This window comes from Gordonia sesuvii, from assembly GCF_036350415.1.
Taxonomy (GTDB): domain Bacteria; phylum Actinomycetota; class Actinomycetes; order Mycobacteriales; family Mycobacteriaceae; genus Gordonia; species Gordonia sesuvii.
In genome coordinates this window covers 138021-151292 of sequence record NZ_JAZDUF010000005.1, presented here as the reverse complement: position 1 = coordinate 151292, position 13272 = coordinate 138021, and the positions used below count along the sequence as shown (strand labels likewise).

12 protein-coding genes are annotated in these 13272 nt (G+C 66.1%); 8 read left to right on the top strand and 4 right to left on the bottom strand.

Features of this window, described 5'->3' with window-relative positions; genetic code table 11:
* Positions 1-13: 13 nt before the first annotated feature.
* Entirely contained in the window at positions 14-937 is a 924-nt protein-coding gene (gluQRS, locus tag VZC37_RS17500) for a tRNA glutamyl-Q(34) synthetase GluQRS (protein ID WP_330434055.1), read from the bottom strand.
* A 141-nt stretch (positions 938-1078) separates the two neighbouring features.
* Here gluQRS and VZC37_RS17495 point away from each other — a divergent pair, with 141 nt between their 5' ends.
* Together VZC37_RS17495 and VZC37_RS17490 are read left to right on the top strand one after the other, a co-directional pair.
* Complete coding sequence (locus VZC37_RS17495; RefSeq protein WP_330434053.1) at positions 1079-2134, top strand: ATP-dependent DNA ligase; 1056 nt, start codon at positions 1079-1081, stop codon at positions 2132-2134.
* Position 2135: 1 nt separating this feature from the next.
* Positions 2136-3200 (top strand): DNA polymerase domain-containing protein, encoded by a 1065-nt coding sequence (locus VZC37_RS17490; protein WP_330434052.1) that lies wholly within the window; start codon positions 2136-2138, stop codon positions 3198-3200.
* Between the two features lie 13 nt (positions 3201-3213).
* Here the strand turns inward: VZC37_RS17490 and VZC37_RS17485 are convergent, their stop codons facing one another.
* Positions 3214-5139 (bottom strand): HNH endonuclease signature motif containing protein, encoded by a 1926-nt coding sequence (locus VZC37_RS17485; RefSeq protein WP_330434050.1) that lies wholly within the window; start codon positions 5137-5139, stop codon positions 3214-3216.
* A 922-nt stretch (positions 5140-6061) separates the two neighbouring features.
* Between VZC37_RS17485 and VZC37_RS17480 the strand changes: the two genes are divergently transcribed.
* Complete coding sequence (locus VZC37_RS17480) at positions 6062-8068, top strand: aconitate hydratase (protein ID WP_330434048.1); 2007 nt, start codon at positions 6062-6064, stop codon at positions 8066-8068.
* Positions 8069-8074: 6 nt separating this feature from the next.
* Here VZC37_RS17480 and VZC37_RS17475 read toward each other — a convergent pair whose 3' ends face one another.
* Entirely contained in the window at positions 8075-8713 is a 639-nt protein-coding gene (locus VZC37_RS17475; RefSeq protein ID WP_330434045.1) for an SRPBCC family protein, read from the bottom strand.
* Between the two features lie 110 nt (positions 8714-8823).
* Here VZC37_RS17475 and VZC37_RS17470 point away from each other — a divergent pair, with 110 nt between their 5' ends.
* From VZC37_RS17470 to VZC37_RS17460, 3 genes are read left to right on the top strand one after another with little or no spacing between them, the layout of a single operon-like run.
* Entirely contained in the window at positions 8824-9144 is a 321-nt protein-coding gene (locus VZC37_RS17470) for an ArsR/SmtB family transcription factor (RefSeq protein ID WP_330434043.1), read from the top strand.
* Positions 9141-10235 carry an ACR3 family arsenite efflux transporter gene (gene arsB, locus VZC37_RS17465; protein WP_330434041.1) on the top strand — a complete coding sequence of 365 codons (1095 nt, stop codon included), beginning with the start codon at positions 9141-9143 and terminating at the stop codon, positions 10233-10235. The genes VZC37_RS17470 and arsB overlap by 4 nt, the downstream gene beginning before the upstream one ends.
* Positions 10228-10650, top strand: a complete 423-nt coding sequence (locus VZC37_RS17460; protein ID WP_330434040.1) for an arsenate-mycothiol transferase ArsC — start codon at positions 10228-10230, stop codon at positions 10648-10650. The genes arsB and VZC37_RS17460 overlap by 8 nt, the downstream gene beginning before the upstream one ends.
* Before the next feature lie 23 nt (positions 10651-10673).
* On the opposite strand, the gene VZC37_RS17455 is transcribed toward VZC37_RS17460, so the two are convergent.
* Positions 10674-11093, bottom strand: coding sequence for an ArsI/CadI family heavy metal resistance metalloenzyme (locus tag VZC37_RS17455; protein ID WP_330434039.1), 420 nt, complete (start codon positions 11091-11093; stop codon positions 10674-10676).
* Positions 11094-11185: 92 nt separating this feature from the next.
* Here VZC37_RS17455 and VZC37_RS17450 point away from each other — a divergent pair, with 92 nt between their 5' ends.
* Positions 11186-11542 (top strand): Rv2640c family ArsR-like transcriptional regulator, encoded by a 357-nt coding sequence (locus VZC37_RS17450; RefSeq protein WP_330434038.1) that lies wholly within the window; start codon positions 11186-11188, stop codon positions 11540-11542.
* Between the two features lie 25 nt (positions 11543-11567).
* Positions 11568-13271, top strand: coding sequence for a plasmid pRiA4b ORF-3 family protein (locus VZC37_RS17445; RefSeq protein ID WP_330434037.1), 1704 nt, complete (start codon positions 11568-11570; stop codon positions 13269-13271).
* Position 13272: the final 1 nt, after the last annotated feature.

The following is a 13272-nucleotide window of genomic DNA, read 5'->3' as shown; positions in this document are numbered from 1 at the left end:
CACCGGCGCCGCGTCACCGCCACTCGGCGTCGGTGAGGATCCACGGCTCTTTCGGGAGTGCGGCGGGATCGAATCGGTCGGCCAGCGTGGGTAGGTCCACGGACTCGCCGTCGGCGGCCAAGTGCAGTGACCGCGCGATGTGGGTCAGCACCTGGTCGGCGGTCACCCCGTGTTCCGCCAGGTCGCCGAGGGTGACCGCACCGTCGCGTTTGCTGAGCCGGATGCGTTTCTCGTTGAGCACCATCGGAACGTGGGCGTAGGTGGGCGGCCGATGGCCGAGCAGGGTCGCCAGGTAGGCCTGGCGGGGTGCCGAGGACAGCAGGTCGCCGCCGCGCACCACCTGGTCGACGCCCTGCGCGGCGTCGTCGACGACGACTGCCAGGTTGTAGGCCGGTGTGCCGTCGTTGCGTTGGATGACGAAGTCGTCGACCGCCGCGGTGTGGTCCCCGTGCAGCAGGTCGTGGACGGTGAAGTGGTCGACGTCCGTGCGGATGCGGATGGCTGGGGCGCGTCCCGTCGCGCGGCGTTCGGCGCGTTCGGTCTTGGCGAGGTCGCGGCAGGTGCCGGGGTAGGCGCCCTGTGGTGCGTGAGGCGCCGACGGAGCGTCGAGGATCTCCCGGCGCGTGCAGAAGCATTCGAAAGTGCGTCCCTGGTCACGCAACCCGTCGATCACCGACTGGTAGGACGCGAGTCGCGTGGTCTGGTAGACGACCGGCGGGTCCCAGTCGAGGCCCAATGCGGCCAGGTCGGCCAGTTGTTGCTGGTCTGACCCGACGGCGGTGCGGTCCAGATCTTCCATGCGGATCAGGAAAGTGCGTTCGGTGGTGCGGGCGAACAGCCACGCCAGCACCGCGGTGCGCAGGTTGCCGACGTGCAGGTCACCCGACGGCGACGGCGCGTACCGTCCGGCCGGCGGCGCGATCTCTCCCAGGTCCATCGCGGGTCACCTTACCGAGGAGGCCACCCGCTGGTTGAGTAGCCGCGCGAGCTTGCGGGGCGGTCTTTTTTCGTTGGTTGAGTAGCCGCGCGAGCTTGCGAGCCGGCGTATCGAAACCCCTCCGCCACGTACCATGAACGCGTGGACCTCCCGGTTATGCCGCCGATCGCCCCGATGCTCGCCAAAGCCGTGACCACCGTGCCCGACCAACCCGGTGGCGACCCGGTCTGGTCGTACGAGCCGAAGTGGGATGGCTTTCGGGCGTTGATCTTTCGGGACGGCGATGAGGTGGCGATCGGGTCGCGGGGCGGTAAGGATCTGGCCCGCTATTTTCCGGAGTTGGTCGCCGCAGCGAAGGACGAACTGCCCGACAAGGCGGTGGTCGACGGTGAGATCGGCGTTCCGGCCCTGATCGGCGACACCCACCGGCTCGACTGGGATTCTCTGACGCAGCGAATCCATCCCGCAGAGTCCCGCATCAACATGCTGGCCGAGAAGACCCCGGCGATCTTCATCGGCTTCGACGCACTGGCGCTCGGCAAGGCGAGCGTCGTCGACGAACCGTTCCCGGTGCGGCGGGAGGCGTTGCTGCGGGCGATCGACCCGTCCGGCGGGGGTGACCGACGGCTGCGGGTGAGTCGCGTGACCAGCGATGCCGCGGTGGCGACCGACTGGTTCACCGCTTTCGAAGGCGCAGGCCTCGACGGTGTGGTGGGTAAGCGACTCGACGGCGTGTACGTCGAGGGCAAACGCGAGATGGTGAAGGTCAAGCACAAGCGCACGGCCGACTGTGTGGTGTTCGGGTATCGCGTCCACAAGAGCGGGACCGGGCTGGGGTCGATGTTGCTCGGCCTCTATGCCGACGGCGAGCTGCGGATGGTCGGTGGTGCCGGCGCGTTCTCTGACGCCAAACGCGTGGAGTTGCAGCAGATGTTCGAGCCGATGCGTCTCGACCCGGACAAGCCGGCCTCCGGTGAGCCGACGCGGTGGCGGTCGGAGAAGTCGGGGGAGTGGATTCCCATCAAGCCGGATCTCGTCGTGGAGGTCGCCTACGACCAGATGGAGAACCATCGGTTCCGGCACACGGTGAAGTTCTTGCGATGGCGGCCGGATCGGGAACCGGAGAGCTGCACGTATGAGCAGCTCGAGGTTCCACTGACCTATGATCTGCACGACGTGCTGGAAGGGACGTCCTGACATGCCTTCTCGTTCTCCCGCTGAAGAGCTCGATGTCGAGGGCGTGGCCGTGCGGCTCAGCAACCCGGACAAGATCTATTTCCCGGAGATCGGCGAGAACGGCGGCCGCAAAAGGGATCTGGTGGGCTACTACCGGGAGATGGCCCTGCAGGGGGCAATCATGACGGCGTTGCGCGATCGGCCGACCTTCCTCCAACGATTCCCGGACGGCGTCGAGGGCGAGGAGATCTATCAGAAGCACATCGCCAAGAAGCGCCCCGATCACGTGCAGTCGACCCACATCGTCTTCCCGTCTGGCCGCACGGGTGATGCGATCAAGCCGACCATTCCGGCCGACGTGGTGTGGGGAGCGAACCTCGGCACCTTCACCTTTCACAGTTGGCCCACGGTGGACCCGGACAACGAGCACCCCGATCAGTTGCGTATCGACCTGGACCCGCAGCCGGGGACCGACTTCGATGATGTGCGGCGGGTGGCGATCGATGTGCTTGCGCCGCTGCTGGAGGAGCTGGGCTACAGGGGTTTTCCCAAGACGTCGGGTGGTCGCGGTATTCACGTGTTCGTACCCATCGAACCGAAGTGGGATTTCATCGCAACCCGCCGTGCGGTGATCGCGATCGCGCGTGAGATGGAGCGTCGCGACCCCGCCGGGGTGACGCCGTCGTGGTGGAAAGAAGAACGCGGCGAACGCATTTTCATCGACTACAACCAGAACGCCCGCGACCGCACGATGGCATCGCCGTACTCTGCGCGGCGCAGCCCCAATGCGCGGGTTTCGACGCCGGTGACGTGGGACGAGCTCGCCGACGTCGATCCCGACGACTGCACCATCGCCACGGTCCCGGATCTCGTTGCCAGGCGCGGAGATCCGATGGCCGACATCGCCGATCATCGTCGCGGGATCGAGCCGCTCCTCGAAATGGTGCAGCGCGACGACGCGAACGGTCTCGGCGACATGCCGTACCCGCCGAGCTATCCCAAGATGCCCGGCGAGCCACCACGGGTGCAGCCGAGCAAAAAGGTTGCCGCCCACTGGGATGAGAAGGGCAACCGGATCGAGGACTGACCCTCCGACGGCATCACCGCGGGTAGGTGATGATGGTTTCGCCGGTGCGTAGGTTGCGCCAGGTGATGGTGCGGTCGGTGTGCATGGTCGGCACCCAGCCGCCGTCGTGTTTGCGGTGGTGGTCGGGTCGGCAGAGTGGTGCGAAGTTGAAGGGCACGCTCCAGCCGCCGGCCAGTGGGTCGGCATGGTTGAACTTCACCAGGTGGTCGAGTTCGCACTCGTGCGATGGTCGGCTGCAGTACGGGTAACGGCAGCGCCGATCGAGATAGGTGATTTCGGCACGCATCCGGTCGGGTGGTCGGTAGATGAGCGCTCCGGGTGGTGGTATGTCGAATCCGCCGTGTCCGGTGGGGTCGATGGGTGGCGCCAGGGCTCGGTCGCCGACGACGATCAGTCTGCTCGCCGGTTTCGGGGTGGTCAGGGTGGGGACGGTGATGATCTTCGCCTTAGGGGCGAGTCTGTCGGCGTGGGCGGGGTCGATGGCGCCGTAGCCCTGCAGCCGGGTGGGTTCGATGCCGGTGGGGTCGTGCAGCAGGGTCCAGGCCGGTGGGATCGGGAGGTCGATGGGCGCTGGGTTGGGGGCTGCCTGTTCGGTGCTGTCGGTGTCGTCGTCGGCGTTGTCGTCGTCGGCGTTGTCGGTGTCGTCAGCGGTGTCGGCGTCGGTCTCAGTTGTGTCGTCATCGTCGGTGCTGTCGACGTTGGCGATGTCGGGCTCGCTGCCGGTCTCGGCGACGTCGTGGTTGTCGGAGCCGTCCGTGGTGTCGGCGGTGTCATGGTTCTCGGCGGATACGGCCGGCTCGGCGTCGGTGGGTGCGGCGTCGGTGGGCGCGGTGATGGACGCGCTGCTCGGCGACTGACCAGTCTCGTCGTCACCGTCGCTCGGGTCGATCTCATGGCCGGTGGTGTCGGTGGTTTCGGCTGTCTCTGGGTGAGGCTGGTTCGAAGCGTTGCCGCCGGTGGTGGGCGGCGCCGTCCGCTTCCCGCGCTTGGTGCGGGCTTGTCCTGCGGTGCAGGTGTCCTCGCCGCATTCACAGGCCAGGGTGGCGCCAGGGATACCGACGATCTCCCCGAACGCGAGGATGCGTTGTCGGCCGAGGGTGCGTGGATCGTTCTTACACACGCGTGCCGCGACGAGCTTGGTGATGCGGTCACGCAGATGCACGCCGTGCTCGGCGGGCATGCAGGCGTCGAGGTTCATGTGCCCGCCGGCTTCGTTGCTGAAGGTGATGTTCTCGAACGCTTCGGCGATCGCATCCCGGGATTCGGCCGCCCCGTCCGGATCCAGGCTGATCACGGCGTCGGCCAGGTCATCGCGCAACGCGGTGTCGGTGGAGGCCCGGTTCCCCAACTCCAGGGCGAGGTCTTCGAAGCTGACCGGCCCGTCCTGGTCGGGTTGCGGTTCTGGCTGCACCTCGGCATCCGGATCGGTGTCGTCGGCCTCGTCGTCGTTGTCGAGGAGGTCGTCGAGGGTCGGGTCGGTCGGCTTGTCAGCCGCATCATCGGTGATGTCGTCGGGGTTGGGGAGTTGGTCGCGGAGGTCGCCTTTGGGGGCGATGTCGGCGGCGTGCACCATCACCGACATGCGGTGGGTGCTGAATTCGCCGGCCAGATACGCCATCCGAATCTTGGGGTACTCCTGCAGGGAGGCGCCGAGTGAGTACCATTCGCCGGCTTTGGTTTTGTTGATCCGTAATGCCAGGGAGATTTCGCCGACCGCGGTGTTGCGGGCGGTTTGGCCGAAGATCATGCGGTGGCGGCCGTCGGCTCCGAACAGTCGCTCGTTGTATGCGCTTTCGCCGATGTGGTAGGCCATCAATAGTGCGCGTGCTTCGGCTTGTCGGCTCAGCCGCAGCGCGTCGCGCGCGAACGCCCCCAACCCCTCAGCACCGACCGACGACAACAGGTTGTCGTCGGCTGCGGGATCGGTGTAGGTGAACACGCCGGGCCTTTCGTGAGTGGGAGGTGCTGTGCGGGAATGGGACTGATATCAGAGTATCGGGTGGGTCTGACAATTCCGGGTGCTGATCCGGAGCCTGTGGATAGTGGTTCTGCTGCGGTTTCCGATTGGGGTTCAGGATATCGGGTGGGTGTGACAAGTTCGGTGGTGCAGTAGGTTTCGATGGTTCCGGAGGTCTCGATTACGTCCTCGCCTAGCGGCTCGGACTACTCGACCAACGGGTGAGAGGTGCGGCTCGGACTACTCGACCAACGGGTGGGGCGCGGCTCGGACTACTCGACCAGCGGGTGGGGGCGGCTCGGACCACTCGATTAACGGTTGAGCGGTGTGCCGGGATCGGTGTAGGTGAACACGCCAGGCCTTTCGTGAGTGGGAGGTGCTGTGTGGGAATGGGACTGAGATCAGAGTATCGGGTGGGTCTGACAATCTTGGTTGCTGGGCCGGAGACTGTGGATAGCGTTGAGTCTGCGTTATCTGATTGCGTTTAGGATATCGGTCGGGTGTGACAAGCACTGTGGTGCAGTGGGTTTAGTCGGTGTCCGAGGTCTCGATACGTCCTCGCCTAGCGGCTCGGACTACTCGACCAACGGTGGGGGTGCGGCTCGGACTACTCGACCAACGGTGGGGGGTGCGGCTCGGGCTACGCGACCGACGGGTGGGGTGTGGCTCGGACTACTCGACCAACGAATCAAGGTGCGGCTCGACTCGACCAACAGTGTGGACGGCGACCCGGACTAGTCGATAAGGCCACTCCGATCGTCGCGTGGCCGCCGCCGGATTGAGCCTCAGGGAATCCAGATTCCGCGAATGCAACCTATGGCCGTGTAGCCGCGGGTTGTACTGGGTACTCGTCACACGGAACCAGCCCGAGCGAGAACGCCAACGTGTCGCGGAGGAGTGCACGATGCCCGAGAACGTCGCACGCAAACTGATCGGTGCGCATCTGGAATCTGGGGAGATGGCCCCGGGCGAGGAGATCGCCATCCGGATCGACCAGACCCTCACCCAGGACGCCACCGGAACCCTCGTCATGCAGGAACTCGAGTCCCTCGGCCTCGACCGTGGACGGACCGAGGTCAGCGTCCAGTACGTCGACCACAATCTGCTGCAGACCGACGAGAAGAACGCCGAGGACCATGAGTATCTGCGCACGGCGTGCCAGCGCTTCGGCCTCTGGTTCTCCAAACCTGGCAACGGTGTCTCCCATCCGACGCACATGCAGCGCTTCGGCATACCGGGCAAGACGATGGTCGGATCGGATTCGCACACACCGGCGGCCGGATCGCTGGGGATGCTCGCCATCGGCGTGGGTGGACTCGAGGTGGCCCTCGCCATCGCCGGCCGACCGCTGAACATCCGCATGCCGGAGATCTGGGGTGTGCGGCTGGAAGGCAGGCTGCCGGACTGGTGCTCGGCCAAGGACGTGATCCTGGAGATGCTCCGGCGCCACGACGTCAAGGGCGGCGTGAACCGGATCATCGAATATCACGGCCCCGGCCTGGACACACTCACCGCGATGGACCGTCACGTCATCGCCAACATGGGAGCCGAACTCGGCGCCACCACCACGGTCTTCCCCAGCGACGACGAGGTCCGGCACTTCCTGCGGGCGGAGGGCCGCGAGGACGACTGGATCGAACTCGTCGCCGACGACGGCGCGACCTACGACAGCGACGAGACCATCGACCTCAGCGAGATCGAACCGCTGATCGCGAAGCCGTCGTCGCCCGGCAACGTGGTGCCGGTACGTGGGGTGGCCGGGGAGGACATCTCGCAGGTGGTGATCGGGTCCAGTGCGAACCCCGGACTGCGCGACTTCGCGATCGCCGCAGCCATGGTCGACGGGCGCCAGACGTCGCCGGAAGTGAGCTTCGACGTCAACCCCACCTCGCGGGAGATCCTCACCGACCTCACCAAGATGGGGGCCACCACCAGCCTCGTCATCGGCGGTGCGCGCATCCATCAGGCCGGCTGCATGGGCTGCATCGGGATGGGACAGGCGCCGGCCACCGGTCGCAACTCGCTGCGCACCATGCCACGCAACTTCCCCGGCCGCTCGGGCACCAAAGAGGATTCGGTGTGGTTGTGCTCGCCGGAGACCGCAGCAGCCTCGGCGCTGACCGGCGTGATCACCGACCCCCGCGACTGGGCCGGTGACGTCGGCGTGGCATACCCGGATCTGGATTTCCCGCAACAGCATTCGATCAACACGGCGATGCTCGTCGAGCCGCCGTCCGCGGCGGAGGCAGCCGAGGTCGAACCGGTGAAGGGCCCCAACATCTCGAGCCTCCCCGAGTTGGACGCGCTGCCCGACGAGATCGAGGCGCCGGTCCTGCTCAAGGTCGGTGACAACATCTCCACCGACGAGATCTCGCCGGCCGGTGCACGCGCACTTCCCTTCCGCTCCAACATCCCCAAGCTTGCGGAGTTCAGTTTCACCCAGGTCGACGACACCTATCCGGACCGCGCCCGCGCCGCGGACGCCGGGCACATCATCGTCGGCGGTGACAACTACGGGCAGGGGTCGTCACGCGAACACGCCGCCATCGCGCCCCGGCATCTGGGTCTTCGGGTCGTCATCGCGAAGTCGTTTGCGCGCATCCACTGGCAGAACCTCGCCAACTTCGGCGTACTCGCAGTCGAATTCGATGACCCCGCCGACTACGACGGCATCGACCGCGACGACGTGCTGCGCCTCGACGATGTCCGGGATGTGCTCGGCGACACGGACACCCTCACCGTTCGCAACGTCACCAAGGATCGGACATTCACTGTGCGGCACCGGCTGTCGCCCCGTCAGGTCGCCGACGTCCTCGCGGGTGGGTTGATCCCACGTCTGGCCGCCGAGGAGCATTCCGACGAGCACCGGGCCGAGGAAACCGTCCTGCAGGACAGCGGCGAGATCAGTTGACGGCCATCACCGTACTCGCCGGAGAGCTGCTCCGCCCGACATGGTCTCCGCCCGATGTCGGATACCCAGCAACATCTTTCGCTCCATGACCAGAGATCCCGCCTCCATCGGTACCATGCCGATCCGATCCCGCAGCCGAGGTAGACGATAACGGTTGCGGCTGATCAGCCGGCACGTGCCGTCGGCGCCGTCAGCGATCGTGAACGCCCAGACCCAGTTCCCGTCCGCCGAGCGGATCGCGAACGCTTCACCGGGGTCGGCGATCTCGATGATCATCCGATTAGGTCCGAGGGCGATCTCGGTGCCGATCGTCGGGTGTTGGAACTCGTCGAGCACCACGTCGCTGCTGTGCATGTGCAGCCCGAGCAGGTTCTCCACCCAGTCGTAGGTGTAGGCACCTCCCCGCGGGGCGGGCCCCATCTGCACGAGCCACGGGTACACCTGCTCGGGCTGCGCGGCAACGGTGATCGCCCGGGTCGACACGCCGTCGGCCCCGGGGAGCAGTTCGTCGCCGCGCAGGGTCGCCGACACCTCGTCGGGCGTGGCGCCCCACGTCAGTATCGGGCGGCGCAGAAACCGCTGGTAGACGACCGCCGCGGTTGCAGTGGCAAGCCCGCCGACCATGATGGCTGCACTGGTCCTCATGCCCTCAATCCTGCTCGCCCTCGGGCAACCTGTCGTGGGTCTTTCGGCACACATTCGGCTTCTCACCTGGCCGGTTGCCGAGTGGCATCGATGACTGTCAATATAGACGGGTGTCGATACAGGAAATCGGTCTGGATGTCGCGGCCGGCACCCTGCGGGCGCTCGGCGACCCCGTTCGGCTGCGGTTGCTTCACGAGTTGGCGCAGAGACCGGGCGGCGAATCGTGTGTCTGCGACCTGCTCGGGCTCGTCGAACTCTCCCAGCCGACGGTGTCGCACCACCTGAAGGTCTTGCGCGAGGCTGGTCTCGTCGCCAGTGAACGTCGCGGCACCTGGGTGTACTACCGGGTGATTCCCGAAGCGCTCCAACCCCTTTCCGCCCTTCTGGCAAGTATGGCCGAGGTGTCGGGCACTGCGCAGGACTGTCGATGAGCGGCGATACCGCGGTGGTCGGCCGCCTCTCGACGCTGGACCGGTTCCTACCCGTCTGGATCGGCGTGGCAATGGCCGCCGGGCTCCTGCTGGGCCGTGCCATACCCGGCCTGGGCGACATCCTCGGCGCCGTCGAGGTCGACGGCGTCTCGGTACCCATCGCTCTCGGGCTGCTGATCATGATGTACCCGGTGCTGGCGAAGGTCCGCTACGACCGACTGGACTCCGTCACCGGCGACAAGCGCATGCTGATCGCGTCACTCGTCCTCAACTGGGTTGTCGGCCCGGCGCTGATGTTCGCGCTTGCCTGGCTGCTGTTGCCGGACCTCCCGGAGTACCGAACCGGCCTCATCATCGTCGGGTTGGCCCGATGCATCGCCATGGTGATCATCTGGAACGACCTCGCCTGCGGGGACCGCGAGGCGGCGGCGGTGCTCGTCGCGCTCAACTCGGTGTTCCAGGTCATCATGTTCGGCCTGCTCGGCTGGTTCTACCTCTCGGTGCTGCCGGGTTGGCTCGGCCTCGAACAGACGACGATCGACACCTCGCCGTGGCAGATCGCGATGTCGGTGGTGATCTTCCTCGGCATCCCGCTGCTGGCCGGCTATCTGTCGCGGCGTATCGGGGAACGCGCCCGGGGCCGCACGTGGTACGAGGAGCGGTTCCTCCCCCGGATCGGGCCCTGGGCGCTCTACGGTCTGCTGTTCACCATCGTCGTCCTGTTCGCACTGCAGGGCGACCAGATCACCAGCCGTCCCTGGGATGTGGTGCGGATCGCGATACCCCTGCTGATCTACTTCGCGGTGATGTGGGGCGGCGGGTTCGCACTCGGCGCCGCGCTCGGCCTCGGGTACGAACGCACGACCACACTGGCATTCACCGCTGCAGGCAACAACTTCGAACTCGCGATCGCTGTCGCGATCGCCACCTACGGTGCGTCGTCCGGGCAGGCCCTCGCCGGGGTCATCGGCCCGCTGATCGAGGTTCCCGTGCTCGTCGGACTGGTGTATGTCTCACTCGCGCTACGACAACGCTTCACCGGCTCGACTCCACAACCCGATTCCGAGAGCGAGGCGATCCGCGATGCCTGACGACGGCACAAGACTTCCCGACGTGGTGTTCGTCTGCGTCAGCAATCGAGGCAAATCGGTGATGGCCGAAGGGCTCGCACGCCTCGACGCCGCCGACAGCCTGCACGCCACTTCGGCGGGTACGAGCGCGAAACTCGGTGCGTCGCCGAATGAACTGTCGACGCAGGTACTCGACGAAGTGGGTGTCGACATTTCCGCCCACCGGCCCCGGCAACTCACCGACGACCTGATGCGTGCCGCCGACCGGGTGGTGGTCGTCGGCACCGCCGAGGTGACACCACCCGATGGCGTCACCGTCGAGGTGTGGGACGTCGACGAACCGTCGGCCCGGGGAATCGACGGGATCGACCGGATGCGGCTGATCCGCGATGAATTACGTTCCCGGATCGCCGATCTCGCGGTCCGCCTGCACTGACCGGGTTTCACCAGCAGGGTTACTCAGCAGCAGGCACCGCGTTCGGCTTCGGCATCGTCGGGCACGTTGCAGAGGACGTCGGCGTCGCCCAGCACGGTGTAGAACTCCCAGCTCTCGTCGTCGGGGCCGGTCACCCACGTCTTGTCCTGTGTCGCATAGCAACACGCGGTACCGAACTCCTCGGCCGTCGCCAATCCCTCGCTGCGCAGCCGTTCGATCTCGGAGCGGACTGCCTGTGTGGTCGCCACTTCGACGCCGAGATGGTTGAGCGATCCCCCTCGCCCGGGATTCTCCATCAGCACCAGCTTCAACGGTGGATCGGCCACCGCGAAGTTGGCGTATCCGGGCCTCCGCTTCGCCGGCTCGGTGCCGAACATCTTCCGATAGAAATCGACCGCTGCGTCCAGGTCGTCGACGTTGAGCGCCAGTTGCACTCGTGCCATGGTGATCGCCTCCATTGATAGTTCGACATATGTCGAATTCGATGGTGGCACATATTCGACATATGTCAAGATCCTGGAGGTATGATGGTCAGATGCCGAAGACCCTGCCCGTCATCGATGTGACTTCCCCGGTCTGCTGCGCACCCGTGTCGGCGGAACCGATGGGAGCGGACGCGGCGCTCGAGGTGGCGCTGCGGCTCAAGGCGCTCGCCGATCCGGCGCGACTGCGACTGATGTCGATTCTGCTCACCAGCGACGTCGGCGAGGTGTGTACCTGCGACCTGGCGGCGGCCGTCGGGTTGTCCGAGGCCACCGTCAGTCACCATCTGACGCAACTGCGCAAGGCCGGGATGGTGGTGTCGCACAGGCAAGGCATGAACGTCTTCCACCGCGCACGACGCGACGCGATGGAAGCGCTGCGACAAGTGTTGACTCCCGACTGTTGCTGAGCCGAACTGGTTAGACTCGTCCGCAATGAGCTCCGACAAGCGTGCGCGGCGCGCCAAACGTGCCGCCAAATCCCGCAAGCGACAGTCGCATGATCACGAGAACAAGGTCGTGGGGTTTCTCCGCGGCACCGATCTCAACAGCCTGGTCCGCTTCTTCCAGACATGGCTGGTCGAGACGGACTTCTACGAGAATGACGCCGACCCCGCGGTACTCGCCGCCGCAGCGGAGGCGATGGGCACCGCGGCGTACGAGCGGAGGTCGGATTTCCAGCCCGACTGCTGGACGGTCTCCGACGTCGACGCGGCGATCGGCTTCGCCGAGGAACTGGAGGATCTCGACCCCGACGCGCCCAGCGCGGCGCTGCCGGTCTTCGCGCTGCGTGCGTTCCTCGACTTCCTCCGGGAGACCGGCCGATGGGCCGGGCCGGAAGACCTCTGTGATGTCGTCATGGACGTCGTCGACGATGCGCTCGTGCGCTACCTGACCAAACAGGACCTCGACGTCGAGGACATAGACCCCGCCGAGGAGGAAGCAGCGTTGTCGGGGCTGGAGGTGACTCGGCGCCTCGATGCCCTGTTGACCTGGCTCGGCAGCGGTCGCCCGGTCACCGAGGACGGATCGCTCGACCCGACCCTGCTGCAGGGTGCATCGGACGCGATGGACATCGGGATGCCCGACGAGGTCGAGACGATGGACGACCATGCCACACTGGCTGAACTGTGGACACTGGCCGAAGTCGTCGGCCTCATCTCCGTGAGGTCGGGGAGTGCCGAACCGGGCAAGAATGCCAATGATTGGCGCTCCGGACCGAGGTTGATGTTGCTACGCGAAACCGCGGAACGTGAGCTCGAGTCGAAAGTCGCCTCGTGGGTGTCGGAGGCGGCGCAGGAACTGGCGGTGACGATCCTCCAGCGTGGGCTCACCAGACTGCCGCTGCACGAGGAGGACTTGCGGGCGGACGATGACACCGTCCCGGACACACGACTGGCCCTCGAGATCATGGCCTATCTCGCAGAGGACCTACGGGCCGAGGGGTGGCTGCACCTCGCCGACGACGGCGGTTACGTGGTTCCGTCGGCTCTGCGACTGGTCGTGAGCAATGCTGTCGCCGTTCTGTCGAACAAACTCGACCCGGTACCGGTGGTCACCCTGAAGTTGGAGATGCCCGGCATCGAACCGCCTGTTTCGCGCCGGGTCGAGGTGACCGGCCTGCTGTCACTCAAGGGCTTACACGACCTGATCCAATCGCTCATGTCGTGGAACGACAGCCACCTCCACCGCTTCAGCGTGTACCCGCGCGAGGGAGACTCACGCCCGTTCATGCCCCAGGCTGCCATCGACGACGGCCTGGTAGGGCGCTCGGAAGCGATCCCCGAGGACGGGATGCCGATCGGCGTCATCCTGGAAGAACCCGGTGCGCAGTTGCTCTACGAGTACGACTTCGGAGATGGCTGGGAAGTTCTCGTCACCTTGGAGGCGGCGAGGCCGCCGGTCGGTGACGACGACAACTACCTGCTCTCGGTCGTTGACGGGACCGGCACGGCGCCGTTCGACGATGTCGGTGGCGCCGGCGGCTGGGAGGTGTTCGTCGCAGCGGTGACCGATCCGACCCACGAACAACACGCCGAACTCCGGGACTGGGCCGGACTCTCACCAACGGCGCCGTTCGACCCCACCGCCTTCGACGTCGAGGCCGCGAACAAGGCCTTGGAAGACGATCTGACCTGAC